Source organism: Salmonella sp. NW38 (genome assembly GCF_051807745.1).
Lineage (GTDB): Bacteria > Pseudomonadota > Gammaproteobacteria > Enterobacterales > Enterobacteriaceae > Salmonella > Salmonella enterica.
The window spans coordinates 236,420-258,273 of record NZ_JAMMTO010000002.1 but is presented as its reverse complement, the minus strand read 5'-3'; the positions used below and the strand labels follow the sequence as shown (position 1 = coordinate 258,273).

The window sequence follows — 21,854 nt, the reverse complement described above, 5'->3', positions numbered from 1 at the left end:
AAAGGCTCACGGATGAGCCTGATACTGCGAATGATAATTAATCTGAATTATTTCCTTCGATAATTTTTTTAATCCGCCGCCCAAGAATTTTTAAGATCGGACTCGCGAAAACACCGCCTAAGCCTGCCGCCAACAGAACAATGTTGAAACTGCATTCTTTTTCGATTGCAATCGCGCTTAACAAGAAACTGGTGAAGCAGGAAATCACGATCTGCGTTAAGCAATATTTTATACTTTCATGAGAACTATTATATTCTGTCTTATCTTTGCGTAAAAGATAGCTGACAAAGCCTCCCCACGCGCCAATCGAAATAATAGTGAGTAAGATCTCTAGCTCCAATAGCACAACTTCTGTTGTCGACACATGGTTGGGAATAGACATTTTAACACTCCGAAATCATTATAAATGAATAATTAACACAAGGAGTGTAAGCGCCCTGTCAGAAGGGTAAAAATCAAAGCACATCATTTAAAACCATATTAAATCAAAGAGTAAAAATGAGGTGTATTAGCGACGGAAGGAGGAAAGCGTTTGTAACATACTTACCATCTCATTAATCGTCGATATATTTCTACTATTTTTATTCCAGGATGCATAGACCTGAACTGACTTCAAAGCCAGTTCGGGCGGAGGCTGAATAAATTTAATGTCATATTTACGATGATTTTTATAAAAAAGCGCTAATTTCAAAGGCATCAATGCAATCAATGAGGTTCGTTCGATCATGCTCATCAAACCGTTAAGCGAATCACTGCGATAGCCGACAATACGCCTGCCAGTATAGTAAAGCTCATCCTTAAATAACTCGCTATCATGATATATCACTGAAGCCCCCATCCCCGGCTGATATAACGCATGACGCGAAGAATAAAAATGATGTAGCGATAGCTGTGAGAGGGTACTCAGCATGTGTTTACTGCTACAGATACAAACAAATGATTTAAAACTATCAATAATTTGATTCTCTATGCCGGACTCCAGCAAAGGTTCGGCACCAATCAACAGATCGCCTTGCGCAGTAAACAGAAGTTCGCTGATACGCTCCCGATTCATATTTCTGACAGAGAAATGATTTATCAAAATACGGTCAAAAATATCGCTGTTATAGAGCTGAGAAAGATAATAGCTTTCAACAATATCACTGCCTAATAACGTTATCTGGAACGCTTCATCTTTTTTGCTATTACAGAGAAATGTGTCATCCACCAGTTTCATCACCTGACTGAAATTTTGGTGAATGTCGACAGCCTTAGCTGTGGGGATGAGCCCGCCTTTCCCTCTGCTAAACAGTTCTTCCGGGTAATAACTCTGCAGGCGCTTTAACGCCATAGAGACGGCAGCCGGTGTAATGCCTAGCTTTTTTGCCGCCATAGCCGCATTTCCTGACAAAATAACAGCGTCAAGAATTTTGATTAAATTATAATCAAAGCTCTTGTTGGCACCTTTCGATCCCATTCGCTGTCTGCCTCCGGAAACTAAAAAAAGCAATATAGATAATACTCAAGATAAATCAATTCACAGCATCTAAAAAAGCAATCGTTAATGTCATCACATCACGTTTTTTTAAAGAATAAGCGTATACAAAACTGCTGATTAACATCAATTTGTTTATCAGTAAAAACAAAATATCAACAAATGAGAGGATACGATGCGTTTAACAGAGGCCTGGGCGCGTACAGGCAGAAAAAAGCCCGGATAAACACCCGGGCTGAAGAAAAATACAACGGGAAAAAGATTAGCGAGTCAAATCGTCAAAGAATTTTTTCACGCCGTCAAAGAAGCTTTTTGAACGCGGGCTGTTTTTCTCTCCCGTCGGGCCGCCAAAACTTTCCTGAAGATCTTTTAGCAATTGCTTCTGTTTTTCGCTCAGACCGACCGGCGTTTCAACCACCACACGGCACAGCAAATCGCCCTGCGCGCCACCGCGTACGGACTTCACGCCTTTGCCGCGCATACGGAACAACTTGCCCGTTTGTGTTTCGCTCGGTACTTTCAGCATCACGCGACCATCTAACGTCGGCACTTCAATTTCACCGCCCAGCGCCGCCATCGCAAAGTTGATCGGCACTTCGCAATAAAGATTATTGCCTTCACGCTCGAAAATAGGGTGTTGTTTCACCTGGACCTGAACGTACAAGTCGCCTGCCGGTGCGCCATGCTCGCCCGCTTCGCCCTCGCCTGCCAGACGAATACGATCGCCGGTATCCACGCCCGCCGGGATTTTAACGGACAGAGTTTTACTCTTTTCAACACGCCCATGACCGTGGCATTTATGGCACGGATCTTTGATCAGCGTACCGCGTCCCTGACAGTGTGGGCAGGTCTGCTGTACAGCAAAGAATCCCTGGCGCATCTGTACCTGACCAGAACCATGACAGGTCGGACAGGTTTGCGGTTGCGTACCAGCTTTCGCGCCGCTGCCGTGGCAAACGTCGCACTCCTCCAGCGTCGGAATACGGATCTCTTTGGTCACGCCACGCACCGCTTCTTCCAGGGTGAGATCCATGTTATAACGCAAATCAGCCCCACGCGCCGCACGTTGGCGACCACGCCCGCCGCCAAAGATATCGCCAAAAACGTCACCAAAAATATCACTGAAATCAGCGCCGCCATTAAAGCCGCCGCCAAATCCGCCGCCCATACCGCCTTGTTCAAACGCGGCGTGACCATACTGATCGTAGGCTGCGCGTTTTTGCGCATCGGTCAGCACTTCATAGGCTTCTTTAATCTCTTTAAATTTAGCTTCGGCCTCTTTATCACCCTGATTGCGGTCCGGATGATATTTCATGGCCAGGCGCTTATACGCCTTTTTGATTTCACGCTCTTCCGCTGTTTTGGAAACGCCTAAAATCTCGTAGTAATCTCTTTTCGCCATCTCTTTTTATCTGCCCTTAACATGCATACACGGGCGGAGAGGAAACCTCTTCGCCCGTGCCAGTAATTACCCGTTCAAAGGGCGATTATTTTTTATCTTTTACTTCTTCAAACTCAGCGTCGACAACGTCGTCATCTTTCGCGTTGTTTGCAGAAGCGTCAGCGGAGCCAGCCTGCTGCTGCGCATGTTGCTGCTGAGCGATTTCCATCAGTTTCTGGGAAACCTGCGCCAGTTCCTGCATTTTCGCTTCGATAGCGGCTTTATCTTCGCCTTTCAGGGCAGTTTCCAGCGCGCTCAGGGCAGACTCGATAGCGGTTTTGTCATCAGCCGGCAGTTTATCGCCTGCTTCTTCAACCTGCTTACGGGTGCTGTGCAGCAGATGGTCGCCCTGGTTACGGGTCTGAACCAGCTCTTCGAACTTACGGTCGGATTCAGCGTTCGCTTCTGCATCGCGAACCATTTTCTGAATTTCTTCCTCGTTCAGACCAGAAGATGCCTTGATGGTGATCTTCTGCTCTTTACCGCTATTTTTATCTTTCGCGGAGACGTGCAGGATACCGTCAGCATCGATATCGAAGGTAACTTCGATCTGCGGCATACCGCGCGGCGCCGGGTTGATACCATCCAGGTTGAACTGACCCAGAGATTTGTTATCAGACGCACGTTTACGCTCACCCTGCAGCACATGGATGGTTACCGCAGACTGGTTGTCTTCCGCAGTAGAGAACACCTGGCTGTGCTTGGTCGGGATGGTGGTGTTTTTGGTGATAAGCGGAGTCATCACGCCACCCATCGTTTCGATACCCAGAGACAGCGGGGTAACGTCCAGCAGCAGTACGTCTTTCACGTCGCCGGTCAGAACGCCGCCCTGAACCGCTGCGCCGATAGCCACAGCTTCGTCCGGGTTAACGTCTTTACGCGGCTCTTTACCAAAGAACTCAGCCACTTTTTTCTGCACCATTGGCATACGAGTCTGGCCGCCAACGAGGATCACGTCGTTGATATCAGACACGGACAGGCCAGCGTCCTGCAGTGCGACTTTCAGCGGCTCGATAGAACGGTTCACCAGATCTTCAACCAGGCTTTCCAGTTTCGCACGAGTCACTTTGATGTTCATGTGTTTCGGACCGGTGGCATCTGCGGTAATGTACGGCAGGTTCACGTCGGTCTGCTGCGCAGAAGACAGCTCGATTTTGGCTTTTTCTGCGGCTTCTTTCAGGCGCTGCATTGCCAGCGGATCGTTACGCAGGTCAATGCCCTGATCTTTCTTAAACTCGTCAACGAGGTAGTTGATCAGGCGGGTATCGAAGTCTTCACCACCCAGGTGGGTATCACCGTTGGTTGCCAGAACTTCAAAGGTTTTTTCGCCATCAACTTCGTCGATTTCGATAATAGAGATATCGAAAGTACCACCACCGAGGTCGTAAACCGCGATAGTACGGTTGCCGACTTCTTTATCCAGACCGTAAGCCAGCGCTGCGGCAGTCGGTTCGTTGATGATACGTTTAACTTCCAGCCCCGCGATACGACCAGCATCTTTGGTAGCCTGACGCTGCGCATCGTTAAAGTAAGCCGGTACGGTGATAACCGCTTCAGTTACCGGTTCGCCCAGATAATCTTCAGCCGTTTTCTTCATTTTCTTCAGCACTTCGGCAGAAATCTGCGGCGGCGCCATTTTCTGACCTTTCACATCAAGCCATGCGTCGCCGTTGTCAGCGCCGATGATTTTGTACGGCATGATAGAAACGTCACGTTGAACTTCTTCGTCCTGGAAGCGGCGGCCAATCAGGCGTTTAATCGCAAACAGGGTGTTTTGCGGGTTTGTCACTGCCTGACGTTTAGCCGGCTGACCAACCAGAGTTTCACCATCCTGGGTATAAGCAATGATAGAAGGCGTAGTGCGATCGCCCTCGGCGTTCTCCAGCACGCGTGCCTGCGTTCCATCCATAATCGCTACACAAGAGTTGGTAGTACCCAGGTCGATACCAATAATTTTACCCATCTAAACGTCTCCACTAAAAATTCGGTCATCATGTGGTTGTGAATCTGTAATAAGGGCGAAACGTGCGGTTTCAACTACCCTGAATCGTTTTTTTTCAGACTCACCACTGCGGTTGACTACAAGATGGGGTCGTAACCCACGTCATCAAGGGGGAGATGAAAAAATTTTTTAGTGACGAGAGGGCGCGATGGAAAACCAGACAGATAAATATTCATGAAATAAATTAAACAACGAATACCATTCACGGAAAAATTGTAATAAAAAGAAAAGATTACAAAACTGAATCGTTGCCATGAGCAGAGTATGATAGACGGTAATTGCTTATTGAACCCGTCAAAGAGAAATTCCATGCGATCTGTGTTAACGATTTCCGCCGGCCTGCTTTTCGGCCTGGCGTTAAGTAGCGTCGCGCACGCGAACGACCATAAAATACTGGGTGTTATTGCCATGCCCAGAAATGAAACGAACGATCTCGCGCTGAAAATTCCCGTCTGCCGCATCGTGAAGCGCATTCAACTCACGGCGGATCACGGCGACATCGAACTTAGCGGCGCATCCGTCTATTTTAAAACTGCGCGTAGCGCCAGCCAAAACCTGAACGTCCCTTCCTCAATCAAAGAGGGCCAGACGACGGGCTGGATCAATATTAATAGCGATAACGACAACAAACGCTGCGTATCAAAGATTACCTTCTCAGGTCATACGGTAAATTCTTCCGATATGGCGAGACTTAAAGTCATTGGCGACGATTAATCGCTGTTATTTCTATTCCAAAAGCCAGACTGAAAATGAACGTCACCTATTTACACGACGAGGATTTAGACTTTCTTCAGCATTGTAGCGAAGAACAACTCGCCGATTTCGCCCGTTTGCTGACGCATAACGAAAAGGGCAAAGCTCGCTTGTCGAGCGTCCTTAGTCATAACGAGCTGTTCAAAGCGATGGAAGGTCACCCGGAGCAACACCGCCGTAACTGGCAGCTCATTGCCGGCGAGTTTCAGCATTACGGCGGCGACAGTATCGCCAACAAATTGCGCGGACACGGAAAACAGTACCGCGCGATTCTGCTGGATGTCGCAAAACGGCTAAAACTCAAAGCAGATAAAAGCATGTCGACGTTTGAAATAGAACAGCAACTGCTGGAGCATTTTTTACGTCATACCTGGCAGAAGATGGACGCGGCGCATAAGCAGGAATTTCTGCAAGCCGTAGACGCCAAAGTTTCTGAACTGGAAGAACTGCTGCCGCTGCTCATGAAAGATCGCAGTCTGGCAAAAGGGGTCTCCCACCTGCTCTCCACCCAGCTTACCCGCATTTTGCGTACCCATGCCGCAATGAGCATCCTGGGTCACGGATTACTGCGCGGCGCAGGTCTTGGCGGCCCGGTCGGCGCGGCGTTAAACGGCGTCAAAGCGATGAGCGGCAGCGCGTATCGCGTGACTATTCCGGCGGTGTTGCAAATAGCCTGCCTGCGACGAATGATGGCAGCCGTTCAGGCGTGAATGCCCTCACAGGGGGAAATATTTTCTTTTCTCCCTTATTAGATCATAGACAGTCCTCTTCCCCCTGATTATTATGCCGCGCCCCGAATACGGAACTCGTTATTTTGGGAAACTATTTCACCATTCAATTATGATGATTTTGAGGAATTATGGGCAACACTAAGTTGGCTAATCCGGCACCGCTGGGCCTGATGGGCTTCGGCATGACCACCATTCTGCTTAACCTGCACAATGCCGGTTTTTTCGCCCTGGACGGTATTATTCTGGCGATGGGGATTTTCTACGGCGGTATCGCGCAAATTTTTGCCGGTCTGCTGGAGTACAAAAAAGGCAATACCTTTGGTTTAACGGCCTTTACCTCTTACGGTTCGTTCTGGCTGACGCTGGTCGCTATCCTGCTGATGCCGAAAATGGGCCTGACGGATGCGCCTGACGCTCAGCTACTCGGCGCTTATTTAGGTCTGTGGGGCGTGTTCACGCTGTTTATGTTCTTTGGTACGCTGAAAGCCGCCCGCGCGCTGCAATTTGTTTTCCTGAGCCTGACCGTACTGTTCGCTCTGCTGGCGGTCGGCAATATCACCGGTAACGAAGCAATTATCCATATCGCAGGCTGGGTTGGTCTGGTTTGCGGCGCCAGCGCTATTTATCTGGCGATGGGTGAAGTGCTAAACGAGCAATTTGGCCGCACTATTCTGCCAATCGGCGAAGCGCACTAAATCTCTTTTATTCCTCCCGCACCGGGAGGAATAACCCTACTATCAGTATCTTCCGGTCAGGATGACATATTCTCACGTCTGGCGCTCTTCGGACGGAAAGCGGCAACCACTTCCGGCGCGGTTTCGACATACGGCCCGTCAAGCAACTGTATGCAATACGGCACGCTCGCAAAAATGCCCGGCACGCTAACGCTGCCATCGTCCGCTTTTACGCCTTCCAGCGTTTCTTTGATCGATTTTGGCTGTCCAGGCAGATTAAGAATTAACGCCTGTTTACGGATAACGCCCACCTGGCGGGAAAGAATGGCTGTCGGCACAAAGCGCAGGCTGATCTGGCGCATCTGCTCGCCAAAACCTGGCATTTCACGGTCAGCGATGGCAAGGGTCGCGTCCGGCGTGACGTCGCGACGTGCCGGACCGGTACCGCCAGTGGTCAGCACCAGATGACAGCTCATCTCATCGACCAGTTCACACAACGTTTGCTCGATAATTTCCTGTTCATCAGGAATTAAGCGCCGTTGGACCTCGAAAGGCGTGGTCAGTGCAGAAGCGAGCCACTCCTCAAGCGCAGGAATGCCTTTATCCTGGTAAACGCCGCTTGAAGCGCGGTCGGAGATAGAAACTAAGCCAATACGTAAGGTATCCATAATTATTCCGTTAAAACAGTCTCGTTAAACAGAATGATACACTGCGAAGGGAAGGACAGACAGGTTTCAGAAGAGGTAGCGTGACCCATATCAGGGCCACGCGTTAATGATTACAGCAGATCGCCGATCATTTTTTCCAGTTTTTCCTGGTCTACCGCAAACTTACGGATACCATCCGCCAGTTTGTCAACCGCCATCGGATCCTGGTGATGCTGCCACAGGAACTCGGCTTCGGTAATGCGTTCCGGACGCGCTTTGACTTCGCCGGAGAAAGAGAGCTTACGCTCAATCGCCCCTTCGCTTTCCGCCAGTTCTTTCAGCAATGCCGGCGCGATAGTCAGACGGTCGCAGCCCGCCAGCTCCAGAATTTCGCCTACGTTACGGAAGCTTGCGCCCATAACGACGGTTTCGTAACCATGCTGTTTGTAGTACTCGTAGATTTCCGTTACGGAAACCACGCCCGGATCTTCAGCTGGCGCATAGTCTTTCTTGTCGGTATTGGCTTTATACCAGTCAAGAATACGACCTACGAACGGCGAGATCAGGTAGACGCCCGCTTCGGCGCACGCACGCGCCTGCGCGAAGGAGAACAGCAGCGTCAGGTTACAGTTGATGCCTTCTTTTTCCAGCTGTTCGGCTGCGCGAATGCCCTGCCAGGTGGACGCCAGCTTGATCAGGATACGATCGTTGCTGATACCCGCATCATTGTAGAGTTTAATGATACGTTTTGCTTTGGCGATAGACGCTTCAGTGTCATAAGACAGACGCGCGTCAACTTCGGTAGAAATACGCCCCGGCACCAGCTTTAGGATTTCCAGGCCAATATTCACCGCCAGCTTATCGGTCGCGTCAACAACCTGCTGCGCGCGGTTGCTGCTCTGCTGTTTCGCCCAGGCGACAGCATCGTCAATCAGCTTACGATATTCCGGGATTTGCGCTGCGTTAAGAATGAGAGAAGGGTTAGTTGTAGCATCCTGCGGCTGGTACAGCTTCATTGCCGCGATATCTCCGGTATCAGCCACTACGGTGGTGAACTGACGAAGGGAGGTCAATTTGTCCGTCATGATAGAGTTTCTCTTTAAACAGCTTGTTAGGGGATGTAACCGGTCTACCCTGATGATAACACGACGCACTCACAGCGCAACCGCCTACATGCACCTGGCTGCCCTTGTGCACTGTTTGCGTATCTGCCGACGGTTGATGCGCAATTAAAGGATACCGCCGTATTTATGGTAAACTGCCGTTAATATTAGTCTGACAAGGTCATCTACATCATGGGTCACGCTTATACAGGATTATCAAAGCGTGCCGGCATCAACAAGAGGGACGTTAATGCCTGAGTTTTTCAGTTTTATTAACGAAATACTCTGGGGCTCGGTAATGATTTACCTGCTGCTCGGCGCAGGATGTTGGTTTACCTGGCGTACCGGATTCATTCAGTTTCGTTATATTCGCCAATTTGGCCGCAGTCTGAAAGGCAGCCTTAGCCCGCAGCCAGGCGGCCTGACGTCATTTCAGGCGCTGTGTACCAGCCTCGCGGCGCGGATTGGCAGCGGTAATCTGGCCGGCGTGGCGCTGGCTATCGCCGCAGGCGGTCCCGGCGCGGTATTCTGGATGTGGGTCTCGGCCATCATTGGCATGGCGACCTCCTTCGCCGAGTGTTCGCTTGCCCAGCTTTATAAAGAACGTGACCCGACAGGCCAGTTCCGCGGCGGCCCGGCGTGGTATATGGCGCGCGGGCTGGGAATGCGCTGGATGGGCGTGGTTTTCGCCCTCTTTCTGCTCGTCGCCTACGGGTTGATTTTTAATAGCGTGCAGGCGAATGCCGTCTCACGCGCGCTCCATTTCGCCTTCAACATTCCGCCACTTATCTCCGGCATTGCTCTGGCGTTCTGTGCCCTGTTAATTATCATTCGCGGCATAAAAGGCGTCGCCCGCCTGATGCAATGGCTGATTCCCCTCATCGCGTTATTGTGGGTCGCCGGCAGCGTATTCATTTGCTTCTGGCATATTGAGCAAATGCCTGGCGTTATCGCCTCGATAGTCAAAAGCGCATTTGGCTGGCAGGAAGCCGCGGCAGGCGCAGCCGGATATACGCTCACTCAGGCTATTACCAGCGGTTTTCAGCGTGGGATGTTCTCTAATGAAGCGGGTATGGGGTCAACGCCTAATGCGGCCGCAGCGGCAACGTCGTATCCCCCTCACCCTGTCGCGCAGGGGATTGTGCAAATGATTGGCGTATTCAGCGACACCATTATCATCTGTACCGCCAGCGCGATGATTATCCTGCTGGCGGGGAATCACGCGTCCCACTCGTCAACAGAAGGCATTCAGCTTCTCCAACATGCAATGGTTTCGTTGACCGGTGAATGGGGCGCCAGTTTTGTCGCGCTTATCGTCATTCTGTTCGCGTTCAGTTCTATCGTCGCCAACTATATTTACGCTGAAAACAATCTGTTTTTTCTGCGGTTACATAACGCAAAGGCCATCTGGCTATTACGCCTTGCGACGCTTGGCATGGTTATCGCCGGTACGCTTATCAGTTTTCCGCTGATATGGCAGCTCGCTGACATGATCATGGCCTGTATGGCCATTACCAATCTGACGGCGATTTTGTTGCTCTCACCGGTGGTGTATACCCTCGCCAGCGATTATCTGCGACAACGGAAACTGGGCGTAAGACCGCAGTTCGATCCGCGGCGCTTCCCGGATATCGAACCACAACTGGCGCCAGATACCTGGGATGCGGCATCGCGCGATTAAGCCGACAATCGCAACCATCGGTCAACTCTGCGGCGTTTTTTTGCTAAAGTCGCAGAAAATTCCCTGCAAGGACTGGATATGCTGATTCTGATTTCACCTGCAAAAACGCTTGATTATCAAAGCCCGCTGGCCACGACCCGCTATACCCAGCCGGAGCTGTTGGATCACAGCCAGCAGCTTATTCAACAGGCCCGCCAGCTTTCGGCGCCGCAAATTTCCAGGCTGATGGGAATTAGCGACAAACTGGCGGATCTCAACGCCACGCGTTTTCATGACTGGCAGCCTCATTTTACGCCGGATAATGCACGCCAGGCGATTCTGGCGTTCAAAGGCGATGTTTATACCGGCCTACAGGCGGAAACGTTCAACGACGCGGATTTTGATTTTGCTCAACAACATCTGCGTATGCTCTCTGGCTTGTATGGCGTATTGCGCCCGCTGGATTTAATGCAGCCTTATCGTCTGGAGATGGGGATTCGCCTGGAGAATCCGCGCGGCAAAGATCTTTATCAATTCTGGGGCGATATCATTACCGATAAGCTCAACGAAGCGCTTGAGGCGCAGGGCGATCGGGTGGTGGTGAATCTGGCCTCCGAGGAATATTTTAAATCGGTGAAGCCGAAGAAACTGAATGCCGAACTGATTAAGCCCGTGTTCCTTGATGAGAAAAACGGCAAGTTTAAGGTGGTAAGCTTCTACGCCAAAAAAGCGCGCGGACTGATGAGCCGTTTTATTATTGAAAACCGCTTAACGAAGCCGGAACAGCTTACCGCGTTTGACCGTGAAGGGTATTTCTTTGATGAAGAAACCTCCACAAAAGACGAGCTGGTCTTTAAACGCTACGAGCAGTAACGGCATCGCCGGATGGCGGTTACGCCTTATCCGGCCTACAAATCGACACCACCCCATAGGCCCGGTAAGCGACAGCGCCACCGGGCGCAATGGTTACTGGCGGGTCATCATCAGCTTACGCAGGGCGGCAAAATCCGCAGGCAGATGATGTGAAAGCAGCGGCAGATCGGCGCGTTCGGCGAGCGCTTCAGGCAATGCCAGCGTTTCTCCCAGAATGGACTCCACGCTTTCTTTAAACTTCGCCGGATGCGCCGTTCCGAGAAACAAGCCATACTCGCCAGGGTTTAACTGGTCGCGTAATGCCCGATACGCCACCGCCGCATGAGGTTCCGAGATATAACCTTTCGCTTTCAGCTCGCGCATCGTCTGCTGTGTCGTAGTGTCATCCACCGCCGCATAGCCCAGCTCAGTCAGGCGCCAGATTTTACGGCGGAATAGCTCCTCCACACGCGGCCAGTTATTCGGCTGGCTGACATCCATCGCATTCGAGAGGGTCGCCTGCGTCGCTTTCGGCGCCCACTTCCCGTCATGCAGAAAACGCGGCACCGTGTCGTTGACGTTGGTGGCGGCGATAAAACGTTTCACCGGTAGGCCTAACGACTTCGCCAGCAGTCCTGCCGTCAAATCGCCAAAGTTGCCGCTGGGTACGGAGATCACCAGTTGGTTACGCGCCCCCTGCGGCAGTTGCGCCACGGCTTCAAAGTAGTAGCAAATTTGCGCCAACAGGCGGCTGATATTAATCGAATTAGCCGAATTCAGCCCCAGCGCCGTTTTCAGTTCTTCGTCATCAAATGCCTGTTTCACCAGCGCCTGGCAAGCGTCGAAATCGCCGTCGATCGCCACGGTTTCAATGTTGCCGCCCAGCGTACAGAACAGTTTTTCCTGCAACGGACTGATCTTACCGCGCGGGTAGAGAATGACGACCCGCACATTTTCCAGGCCATAGAACGCGTGAGCCACCGCCGCGCCGGTATCGCCTGACGTTGCGGTCAGAATCGTCACCGGTTTGTCGCCGCTGATATGCGTCAGCATTTGCGCCATAAAACGCCCGCCGAAGTCTTTAAAGGCCAGCGTCGGACCATGGAATAGCTCCAGGCAACCGACATCGCTTTCTACCTGCGCTACCGGCGCCGGGAACGCAAACGCCGCGCGGACGCGCTCTTCCAGAATTTGCTGCGGTATTTCATCGCCAATAAATGCCGAGAGGATCTTTGCGCTACGGCTGACAAAGTCCTGGTTGAACATCTCATCAATTTCCGTCAGGCTAAACTCCGGCAGATCGTGCGGAAAAAAAAGTCCCTGCTGTTTGCCCAGTCCTTGCGTGACGGCCTGCGCAAAGCTGACCTGCTCATTATGGTCTTTCAGATTATAGAGTTTCATTGATTATCCCACTACTCGTGCGCCCGCCGTATCCAGCCGGCAAATATGAACGAAGCCTTCCTGATTTTGCAGATAATGTTTGCTCAGCCAGTCCGCGACGCGCTGCGCCGTCTCCGGTTTATCGCATAGCGCAAACAGCGTCGGCCCCGACCCGGAAATCCCGCTCGCCAGCGCGCCGATCTCCGATACCGCCTGCCGCGCCTGGCTAAAGCCCGGCAGTAAACGCGCGCGGTATGGTTCGGCAATAACATCTTTCATCAGCGCGGCGGCAAGCTGCGGCTGCCGCGAGTAACAGGCGTGAATAAAACCGGCCAGATGCCGTCCATGCGCAATGCAATCCTGACGGCGATACTGCGCAGGCAAAATGGCCCGTGCTTCTGCGGTGGAAACTTTAATGCCCGGATAAGCCAGTACCCATAGCCACTCATCAAAGCCCGGCACCTGCTGACTAATAATGCCGTTTTCTTCAATCATCAGCTGCATACCGCCAAGAAAGCACGGCGCGACGTTATCGTAATGGATGCTGCCGGAGATACGGCCTTCCAGCTCGCCCATCAGCGCCAACAGACGCGTGTCGTTTAACGGTTTGCCGCAGTGCTCATTCATCGCGACCAGCGCAGCAACGACGGAACAGGCGCTGGACCCTAACCCGGAACCAATCGGCATATTTTTTTCCAGCGTCATCGCCACCGGGATGGTTTTCCCCAATGCCTGGCAAAAACGTTCCCAGCACTGATAAACAATATTTTCACGCGGCTCCGGCGGCAGTTTATCGGCAAATCGCCCCAGGTTATGCAGACGGAAATGGTCCGCTGCTTCAACGGATACCACATCGCCCAGCAACGTGCCGTCAACGGGTGTGACGGCCGCGCCCAACACGTCGAAACCGACGCTCATGTTCGCGCTGGAAGCCGGGGCATACACTTTCACCATGTTAAACTCCTAACTTCCATGAGAGGGTCCGTAACAGATCGGCAAACACGCCCGCCGCCGTCACATCATTGCCTGCGCCGTAGCCGCGCAGCACCAACGGCAAGGGCTGATAATAGTGGCTGTAGAACGCCAGTGCGTTTTCACCGTTTTTCACTTTGAAGAGCGGATCGTTACCATCAACTTCGGCAATCTTCACGCGGCACACGCCATCCTCTTCGATATTGCCCACATAGCGCAATACCTTACCTTCATCACGAGCTTTTGCCACACGGGCGGCAAACGCATCGTCAAGCTGCGGCAGATGCGCCATAAAGGTGGTCACATCGCCGGAGGCGTCAAACTCGTCCGGCAACACCGGTTCAATCACGATATCGGAAAGCTCCAGCTCGCGACCCGTCTCGCGGGCAAGGATCAACAGTTTACGCGCCACATCCATACCGGAAAGATCGTCGCGCGGATCGGGTTCGGTATAGCCCATCTCGCGCGCCAGCGCGGTCGCCTGTGAGAGACTCATCCCCTCTTCCAGTTTACCGAAAATAAAAGAGAGCGACCCGGAAAGAATGCCGGAAAATTTTTGCAGTTCATCACCCGCATTCAGCAGGTTTTGCAGGTTTTCGATTACCGGCAAACCGGCGCCGACGTTGGTGTCATACAAGAATTTGCGCCGTGATTGCGCGGCGGCGAAACGTAGCTGATGGTAGTAGTCCATCGACGAGGTGTTCGCTTTCTTGTTCGGCGTCACCACATGGAACCCTTCACGCAGGAAGTCGGCATACTGGTCGGCCACCGCCTGACTGGAGGTACAATCAACAATCACCGGATTGAGTAGATGATATTCTTTCACCAGGCGAATTAAGCGTCCCAGATTGAACGGCGCGTTCGCTTGCGCCAGTTCCGCCTGCCAGTTGTCCAGATTCAGGCCATGCACATTGGTTAGCAACGCCTTTGAGTTCGCCACGCCGCACACGCGTAAATCGATGTGCTTGTTCTTCAGCCAGGTTTGCTGACGTTTAAGCTGTTCCAGTAGCGCGCCGCCGACGCCGCCGACGCCAATGACAAACACTTCAATCACCTGATCGGTATTGAACAGCATCTGGTGCGTTACCCGCACGCCGGTGGTGGCATCGTCGTTATTCACCACCACAGAAATGGAACGCTCAGAAGATCCCTGAGCGATCGCCACGATATTGATATTAGCCCGCGCCAGCGCGGCGAAGAATTTCGCTGAAATGCCGCGTAGCGTGCGCATACCGTCGCCGACAACAGAGATAATCGCCAACCGCTCAGTAACCGCCAGCGGCTCCAGCAGCCCCTCTTTCAGCTCCAGATAGAACTCATCCTGCATCGCACGTCGGGCACGCGCGCAGTCACTCTGCGGCACACAGAAGCTGATGCTGTACTCAGAGGAGGACTGGGTAATGAGCACCACCGAGATCCCGGCGCGAGACATGGCGGCGAAAACACGCGCCGCCATCCCAATCATCCCTTTCATTCCCGGGCCGGAGACGCTAAACATCGCCATGTTGTTAAGGTTAGAGATCCCTTTAACCGGCAGATTATCATCGTCGCTGGATGCGCCGATCAGCGTTCCTGGCGCCTGCGGATTGCCGGTATTTTTAATCAGACAGGGGATCTGGAACTGGGCGATAGGCGTAATGGTGCGAGGGTGAAGGACTTTGGCGCCGAAGTAAGAGAGTTCCATCGCTTCCTGGTAGGACATCGATTTCAGCAGCCTGGCGTCCGGCACCTGACGTGGGTCACAGGTATACACGCCATCGACGTCAGTCCAGATTTCACAGCAGTCAGCGCGTAAACAGGCGGCCAGCACGGCGGCGGAATAGTCGGAACCATTACGGCCCAGCACCACCAGTTCACCCTTTTCATTACCGGCGGTAAAGCCCGCCATCAGGATCATGTGATCGGCTGGGATCTGGCTGGCGGCGATACGGCGAGTCGATTCCGCGATATCGACGGTAGATTCAAGGTAATGGCCCACCGCCAGCAATTTTTCTACCGGATCAATCACCGTGACGCGATGTCCACGCGCCTCCAGGAGTCCCGCCATAATCGCGATCGACATTTTTTCGCCACGGCAAATCAGCGCGGCGTTGATGCTATCCGGGCACTGACCCAGCAGGCTGATACCATGCAGAACATGTTTGATCTGAGCGAATTCTTGTTCGACAACCATTTTCAACCGTGCAAGCGGGAATCCCGGCTGCGCGCTGGCAAGTCCTGCGAGCAGGTCAGAAAAAATACGTTCGGCATCGCTGATATTCGGCAAAGCATCCTGGCCGCCGATAGTTTTTTCAATCATCGCCACCAGATGGTTGGTAATTTTCGCGGGGGCGGAAAGTACGGTCGCTACCTGCCCTTGCCTGGCATTGCTTTCCAGAATATCGGCAACACGCAGAAAACGTTCTGCATTTGCCACTGATGTACCGCCGAACTTCAACACTCGCATGGTTGTTACCTCGTGATCTCTGGTCGAAAAAAAAGCCCGCACTGTTCAGGTGCGGGCTTTTTTCTGTGTTTCCTGTACGCGTCAGCCCGCACCGTTACCTGTGGTAATGGTGATGGTGGTAATGGTGGTGGTGCTGATGCGGTTCATGGATGTTGTGTACTCTGTCATTTTTATTTGTCTGTCTTGTATTCCTATATTGGTTAAAGTATCTGCCCGCCTAAGTCAATAAATTTTTAAATTGATCACATTCCGAAACTTGTTCATGTGCTGCTGGCGATATATTTATTTTCAACCAATTCCACCTGTTATGATCTCTTGCAACCAGACGTAATCTCTTATTATTTTAAAAATTACAGCACGTTATTTTGTTAGTTTTTTTTCAATATCATGAACCAAACGGTGCAACATTACCGTATCTCGCTGTCCCAGCAGGCCGATTCGCTGTTGTAGCCAGTCGGTTAATTTGTGGTCATCGGCCGCCTCCAGAGTCGTTAACAGACGTAAAAGGCGCGCGCGTAACGCCTGTAACTGCGATTCATCAGCAATATCAACGGATTCAGTGGTCTGTTGCATTAAACCTGCTAATTGATAGCAATACACCATGACTGCCTGACCCAGATTGAGCGAAGGGTAATCCGCCGCCATCGGCACGCCTGTCAATACATCCGCCAGCGCCAGCTCGTCATTGGTCAAACCGGAATCCTCACGGCCAAAAACCAGCGCGGCATGACGCATCCAGCGTGATTTTTCCTGTAATAAGGGAACCAGTTCAGCGGGCGAAGCGTAGTAATGAAATTTTGCCCGGCTGCGGGCTGTCGTCGCGACGGTAAAATCCACATCGTGGAGCGCGTCGGCAAGGGTGTGGAAAATCTCAATATTATCAATAATATCTCCAGATCCATGTGCGACCCAACGGGTAGCGGGCTCCAGGTGCGCCTGGCTGTCGACAATACGCAGGTCAGTAAATCCCATGGTCTTCATAGCCCGGGCGGCTGCGCCGATATTTTCCGCTCTGGCGGGAGCGACAAGAACGATTGTTACACGCATTTCATTACTCTTTTTGACTAATTTACAGGAAATTAGCTGGCGTTTGTAAGCATATTACGCTTCGCAAATTTACAAAATTTTAACGGATATCACTGAAAAAGCATTTTTGATTTCGTAAAAGACGCTACACTATTGCGTATCTGTACTATTGCTGTTTATGTTAACAGAACATCGTTATCCTGCTGTTTATTTAGGATAATTTAATTTAAAATAGATCCTGCTCTTTGGATTCATCGCATTTATTAGTTGGCTTACGTAACTAGTTGGAATATTGCAAATTTGTGATGAAAGCTAGCATTTAGCTACGATGATTTCATCAAACTGTTAACGTGCTACAATTGAACTTGATATATGTCAACGAAGCGTAGTTTTATTAGGTGTCCGGTACGTCTTAGCCTGTTATGTTGCTGTTAAAATGGTTAGGATGACAGCCGTTTTTGACACTGTCGGGTCCAGAGGGAAAGTACCCACGACCAAGCTAATGATGTTGTTGACGTTGATGGAAAGTGCATCAAGAACGCAATTACGTACTTTAGTCATGTTACGCCGATCATGTTAATTTGCGACATGCATCAGGCAGGTCAGGGACTTTTGTACTTCCTGTTTCGATTTAGTTGGCAATTTAGGTAGCAAACATGCAGACCCCGCACATTCTTATCGTTGAAGACGAGTTGGTAACACGCAACACGTTGAAAAGTATTTTCGAAGCGGAAGGCTATGATGTATTCGAAGCGACAGATGGCGCGGAAATGCATCAGATCCTCTCTGAATATGACATCAACCTGGTGATCATGGATATCAATCTGCCAGGGAAAAACGGTCTCCTGTTAGCGCGTGAACTGCGTGAACAGGCTAACGTTGCGCTGATGTTCCTGACGGGCCGCGATAATGAAGTCGACAAAATTCTCGGCCTCGAAATCGGCGCGGATGATTACATCACCAAACCGTTTAACCCACGCGAATTGACCATCCGTGCCCGCAACCTGCTGTCCCGTACCATGAACCTGGGTACCGTCAGCGAAGAGCGTCGTAGCGTTGAAAGCTACAAGTTCAACGGTTGGGAACTGGATATCAACAGTCGTTCACTGATCGGCCCGGACGGCGAGCAGTATAAACTACCGCGCAGCGAGTTCCGCGCGATGCTTCACTTCTGCGAAAACCCTGGCAAAATTCAGTCGCGCGCAGAGCTGTTGAAGAAAATGACCGGGCGCGAGCTGAAGCCGCATGACCGTACTGTTGACGTTACCATTCGTCGTATTCGTAAGCATTTCGAATCCACGCCGGATACGCCGGAAATCATCGCCACCATTCACGGCGAAGGTTATCGCTTCTGCGGCGACCTGCAGGATTAATTCGGCCCAGGCGCCAAACTGTAAAAACAGCCGGTAAGTTATTCTTACTGGCTGTTTCTTATGCTCCCCTTCCCCTAAGCGGCCCCGCTTTCCCTCCTGACCTGCCGTTATGACGTACTCTTTTACATAAAAATTGTCATATAGCGCTGTTTATCTCAGCTTGCGAAAGTTAAGGTAGTTTGTGTATTAACATTAAAGAGTAATACACGGGATTTGTTGGTCCCCAAAAAATAAGGGGATGCTCACAGGACGTGAGGTTTCAAAGGATGAAAAAATCACCATTATGCTGCTACCTGTTTTGTGCAGCGATGTCAGCTTCATCAGCCGCGCTGGCTGCTACCGCGCCGGTCTCCGCAGGCGTTATTCATTTCAAAGGTCAGATTGTCGAATATGGTTGTAATCTTGCGCCTCACGATCGCAATATCGAGGTATCATGTTTGCGGAATAATATCCCCCATTTGCAGACAGTCGCCACACCGTCTGGAAACGCTATTTCGTTGATGAATGGAATCGCCACGGTACGGCACGTGTCGTTAAAAGATCATCCGGAGATTCAAAGCCTGATCGTCCAGTATCGCTAACCGCTTATGGCTCCCGCCGGGAGGAGTTCCGGCAGGCGGCGATTTCGCTCAGTAAAACGCCGCCCGCCTGCATTTTGTACTTTTCTCTCATTCGTATCCTCCAACAGCGATGTTCATCGCTTCGCTATCCTGTACGCTCTACGCGCTCGTTAAGCACTGTACCTATGATAGCTGTCATAAAATGATTGCAAATAAAATCATCACATTTACTATGGTTAACCTTACAAACAGCGTTGTCGCTCATGCATTGATAAGGTGAATACATTGACTTAAATATTCTTGTTGGCTATTTTAATTTACTTAATTATAATTTTAAGTGAATATTAAATTTATCTTTACCTTTTAATAGTCAACCACTTTATCAGCCATAATAATGGGGAAGATATGAAGCAGTTAAACGGCGGGAATGTGTATCGTCCCACAGGGAAAGAAAAAAACCTGCAAGCCATTTTAAATATTCATCGGCACGTTATTCAAAACATCTCTCCTGTCACTATTACGGCCGGTAAAACACTGGATATCAAGATTGATAATCAATCCCACATCCTGTTAATCACTAAAGGCGCTATTAAAGTATGTCGGCGTATCGACAGCATTGTAATGGGCTGCGGTGTCTCACCAATGATTTTAGGCCTTGTAGATGCCTATGCTGACTTATACCAGTTAGAAGAGAATTCAGACGTCTTTTTTATCGCCGAAACCACCTGTGAATATTATCCTGTCCCAGTAAAAGATTTTGTGGAAATAGCCGATGAAAAGCATCTCTGGCGTGACATTTCGAACATCCTGATGTACCGCATTGCTTTCATGACTAACCGTGACAGAAACCTTATCGGGCAGGACGCCTATAGCCAGATAAAAGCGCTGTTACTTGAACTGTGGTCGTATCCTGAAAGCTCACGATTTGAGATCAACGCACAGAACTTCATACAGCAGAGAACCGGGCTTTCACGCAGCCGTATCATGCAGGTACTTTCAGAACTAAAAGCAGGGGACTATATAAAAATACTGCATGGAAGACTGTTAGAGCTTCGAAACCTGCCGGTTTCATTTTAAACGGACAAGCGTCGTATATTCTTAAAAATAAAGCAATATAGAGTTAAATAAACCCTCCAGGAAATAATAACTATTATCAAAAAAGAGATCTTGCTCTATAAATCCAGTCATCAACCATACTTCTTTAGTGGTATTTTATTAAACTTTGTTACCGGGTCCGAAACTGGACTGCCGTTCAATATTGCATCAGAATTTTTATTGAGTTCATAGTTGATATACGTAGAATAGCCGCCTGCTTATCTACAGAACAGAAAGAAGCGCATACAGAGTAAAATATAATATTTTATTTTATATAGCTATCTTTATTTTTCAGCGAATAGAATCAGGCAACAATTAATATGTTTAATAAGAAAATTATCATCCTGGCAATGTTAACTGCCGTAGCATCCACACCGGTATTTGCCCAGAACACGATTACGTTCAATGGCAAAATTTACGATCAGGCGTGTACGGTTCAGGTTAATGGCTCCACGGATACCACCATTGATTTAGGTAATTACAGCAAAGAACGCATCGCGGAAAAAGGCGCCACAACCGATTACGTGCCGTTTACCGTAAGCCTGGTTAGCTGCCCGGAAGCAGGGACTGGCGTACCAACCCAGGCCATGTTCCGCTTCCACGGCGCAACAGATGATTCTAACCCAACGTACTTCAAAAACGCGGACGAAGGATCGGAAACGGGCGCCGCGGGTGTCGGTATTTCTATTCAGAACGCTTCACATAGCGATGTGACAGATAACACGGATGATGCCGCAGTAAACCTGCCAACCGACGGCTCGACAGCAGACTTTACCTATTACGCCGCCATGGCAAACGATGGTTCCGCAACCGTAACCGGTGGAGATGTTAGCACTCAGGTTACGTATACCGTTTCGTATCAGTAAGGCATTCTCATCCTGATATGGACAGGCAGGATGCCAGTCCATAGCGTAAAACATCTTTACAGAGTAAAAAATGAAACACATAAAGAAATCCGTGTTGGTCGTATTACTGACAAGCCATGTTGCCCATGCCAGCATTGTTGTTGGCGGAACCCGACTGGTTTTCGACGGCAATAATGATGAGTCGTCAATCAATGTAGAGAATAAAGACAGCAAAGCGAATCTTGTTCAGTCATGGTTATCGGTTGCCGATCCCCAGGTCACAAATAAGCAGGCGTTTATTATCACCCCGCCTCTTTTTCGCCTTGATGCCGGGCAAAAGAACAGTATTCGGGTTATTCGCTCTGGCGCCCCCCTACCTGCAGATCGGGAGTCTATGTACTGGCTCAATATTAAGGGTATTCCTTCTATTGATGATAATGCCTCCGCGAACCGCGTGGAAATCTCCATTAATACCCAAATAAAGCTTATATATCGACCGCCAGCATTAACAAAATCAACGCCTGATAGCCAGAGCCAACAATTAAAATGGCAGACGGCAGGTGATGTTATTACCGTAAATAACCCCACTCCCTATTATATGAACTTTGCCAGTGTGACGCTTAACAGCCATGAAGTGAAATCAGCGACCTTCGTTCCGCCAAAATCATCGGCGTCATTTAAATTGAGTTCTACTGCCGCCCCTCATGGCACGGTAACGTGGCGATTAATCAGCGATTATGGGATGAGTTTAGAGCCGCATTCCGGTTCATTCTAGCCATTAACGACTTCACTTTACTTTTACCCTTTCAGGACTTTTACT

At 50.3% G+C, this 21,854-nt stretch carries 22 protein-coding genes and 1 other annotated feature; of the genes, 10 read left to right on the top strand and 12 right to left on the bottom strand.

What is annotated here, in order from left to right; genetic code table 11:
• Positions 1-37 precede the first annotated feature (37 nt).
• The 4 genes from NA624_RS05050 to dnaK all read right to left on the bottom strand — a co-directional run bounded on the left by NA624_RS05050 (position 38) and on the right by dnaK (position 4,878).
• Positions 38-382: a phage holin family protein gene (locus NA624_RS05050; RefSeq protein WP_000026889.1), complete on the bottom strand. Its 345-nt coding sequence runs from the start codon at positions 380-382 to the stop codon at positions 38-40.
• 126 nt (positions 383-508) lie between these two features.
• Complete coding sequence (locus NA624_RS05045) at positions 509-1,456, bottom strand: LysR family transcriptional regulator (RefSeq protein WP_000534916.1); 948 nt, start codon at positions 1,454-1,456, stop codon at positions 509-511.
• Between the two features lie 280 nt (positions 1,457-1,736).
• Positions 1,737-2,876, bottom strand: coding sequence for a molecular chaperone DnaJ (gene dnaJ / locus NA624_RS05040; RefSeq protein WP_001119009.1), 1,140 nt, complete (start codon positions 2,874-2,876; stop codon positions 1,737-1,739).
• An 85-nt stretch (positions 2,877-2,961) separates the two neighbouring features.
• The gene (dnaK, locus tag NA624_RS05035; protein WP_000516126.1) at positions 2,962-4,878 is read right to left on the bottom strand and encodes a molecular chaperone DnaK; all 1,917 of its coding nucleotides are present in this window, start codon (positions 4,876-4,878) and stop codon (positions 2,962-2,964) included.
• A gap of 348 nt (positions 4,879-5,226) precedes the next feature.
• On the opposite strand from dnaK, the gene NA624_RS05030 reads away from it, so the two are divergent.
• The 3 genes from NA624_RS05030 to satP all read left to right on the top strand — a co-directional run bounded on the left by NA624_RS05030 (position 5,227) and on the right by satP (position 7,096).
• Positions 5,227-5,631 (top strand): DUF2541 family protein, encoded by a 405-nt coding sequence (locus NA624_RS05030; protein ID WP_001258082.1) that lies wholly within the window; start codon positions 5,227-5,229, stop codon positions 5,629-5,631.
• Between the two features lie 35 nt (positions 5,632-5,666).
• The gene (gene msyB, locus NA624_RS05025) at positions 5,667-6,380 is read left to right on the top strand and encodes an acidic protein MsyB (protein WP_001103477.1); all 714 of its coding nucleotides are present in this window, start codon (positions 5,667-5,669) and stop codon (positions 6,378-6,380) included.
• A 149-nt stretch (positions 6,381-6,529) separates the two neighbouring features.
• Complete coding sequence (satP, locus tag NA624_RS05020; protein WP_000528525.1) at positions 6,530-7,096, top strand: acetate uptake transporter; 567 nt, start codon at positions 6,530-6,532, stop codon at positions 7,094-7,096.
• Positions 7,097-7,152: 56 nt separating this feature from the next.
• Here satP and mog read toward each other — a convergent pair whose 3' ends face one another.
• Together mog and tal are read right to left on the bottom strand one after the other, a co-directional pair.
• Positions 7,153-7,743, bottom strand: a complete 591-nt coding sequence (mog, locus tag NA624_RS05015) for a molybdopterin adenylyltransferase (RefSeq protein ID WP_000380373.1) — start codon at positions 7,741-7,743, stop codon at positions 7,153-7,155.
• Between the two features lie 110 nt (positions 7,744-7,853).
• Complete coding sequence (tal, locus tag NA624_RS05010; RefSeq protein ID WP_000130179.1) at positions 7,854-8,807, bottom strand: transaldolase; 954 nt, start codon at positions 8,805-8,807, stop codon at positions 7,854-7,856.
• A 268-nt stretch (positions 8,808-9,075) separates the two neighbouring features.
• Between tal and NA624_RS05005 the strand changes: the two genes are divergently transcribed.
• Together NA624_RS05005 and yaaA are read left to right on the top strand one after the other, a co-directional pair.
• Complete coding sequence (locus NA624_RS05005) at positions 9,076-10,506, top strand: alanine/glycine:cation symporter family protein (RefSeq protein ID WP_001113801.1); 1,431 nt, start codon at positions 9,076-9,078, stop codon at positions 10,504-10,506.
• Positions 10,507-10,584: 78 nt separating this feature from the next.
• Entirely contained in the window at positions 10,585-11,358 is a 774-nt protein-coding gene (gene yaaA / locus NA624_RS05000; RefSeq protein WP_000906174.1) for a peroxide stress protein YaaA, read from the top strand.
• A 93-nt stretch (positions 11,359-11,451) separates the two neighbouring features.
• On the opposite strand, the gene thrC is transcribed toward yaaA, so the two are convergent.
• The 6 genes from thrC to yjjY all read right to left on the bottom strand — a co-directional run bounded on the left by thrC (position 11,452) and on the right by yjjY (position 17,722).
• Positions 11,452-12,738, bottom strand: coding sequence for a threonine synthase (gene thrC / locus NA624_RS04995; protein WP_000781092.1), 1,287 nt, complete (start codon positions 12,736-12,738; stop codon positions 11,452-11,454).
• Between the two features lie 3 nt (positions 12,739-12,741).
• Entirely contained in the window at positions 12,742-13,671 is a 930-nt protein-coding gene (thrB, locus tag NA624_RS04990) for a homoserine kinase (RefSeq protein WP_000241685.1), read from the bottom strand.
• A gap of 1 nt (position 13,672) precedes the next feature.
• The gene (gene thrA / locus NA624_RS04985; protein WP_001264678.1) at positions 13,673-16,135 is read right to left on the bottom strand and encodes a bifunctional aspartate kinase/homoserine dehydrogenase I; all 2,463 of its coding nucleotides are present in this window, start codon (positions 16,133-16,135) and stop codon (positions 13,673-13,675) included.
• 25 nt (positions 16,136-16,160) lie between these two features.
• Positions 16,161-16,281: a sequence feature (Thr leader region), on the bottom strand.
• Positions 16,217-16,282 carry a thr operon leader peptide gene (thrL, locus tag NA624_RS04980; protein WP_001575544.1) on the bottom strand — a complete coding sequence of 22 codons (66 nt, stop codon included), beginning with the start codon at positions 16,280-16,282 and terminating at the stop codon, positions 16,217-16,219. Its footprint overlaps the feature before it by 65 nt.
• A 213-nt stretch (positions 16,283-16,495) precedes the next feature.
• Positions 16,496-17,182 (bottom strand): tRNA/rRNA methyltransferase, encoded by a 687-nt coding sequence (locus tag NA624_RS04975; RefSeq protein WP_001266763.1) that lies wholly within the window; start codon positions 17,180-17,182, stop codon positions 16,496-16,498.
• 399 nt (positions 17,183-17,581) lie between these two features.
• Positions 17,582-17,722, bottom strand: a complete 141-nt coding sequence (gene yjjY / locus NA624_RS04970) for a protein YjjY (RefSeq protein ID WP_001541509.1) — start codon at positions 17,720-17,722, stop codon at positions 17,582-17,584.
• A 95-nt stretch (positions 17,723-17,817) separates the two neighbouring features.
• Between yjjY and arcA the strand changes: the two genes are divergently transcribed.
• From arcA to sthA, 5 genes are all read left to right on the top strand, one after another.
• Positions 17,818-18,534 (top strand): two-component system response regulator ArcA, encoded by a 717-nt coding sequence (gene arcA / locus NA624_RS04965; protein ID WP_001194359.1) that lies wholly within the window; start codon positions 17,818-17,820, stop codon positions 18,532-18,534.
• 266 nt (positions 18,535-18,800) lie between these two features.
• A complete protein-coding gene (locus tag NA624_RS04960; protein ID WP_000749515.1) occupies positions 18,801-19,115 on the top strand; it encodes a hypothetical protein in 315 nt (104 codons plus the stop codon).
• A 384-nt stretch (positions 19,116-19,499) separates the two neighbouring features.
• Entirely contained in the window at positions 19,500-20,171 is a 672-nt protein-coding gene (locus tag NA624_RS04955; RefSeq protein ID WP_000811635.1) for a winged helix-turn-helix transcriptional regulator, read from the top strand.
• 338 nt (positions 20,172-20,509) lie between these two features.
• The gene (locus NA624_RS04950; RefSeq protein ID WP_000482239.1) at positions 20,510-21,055 is read left to right on the top strand and encodes a fimbrial protein; all 546 of its coding nucleotides are present in this window, start codon (positions 20,510-20,512) and stop codon (positions 21,053-21,055) included.
• 70 nt (positions 21,056-21,125) lie between these two features.
• Positions 21,126-21,809 (top strand): fimbrial biogenesis chaperone SthA, encoded by a 684-nt coding sequence (gene sthA / locus NA624_RS04945; protein WP_000680523.1) that lies wholly within the window; start codon positions 21,126-21,128, stop codon positions 21,807-21,809.
• The last annotated feature ends 45 nt before the right edge of the window (positions 21,810-21,854 follow it).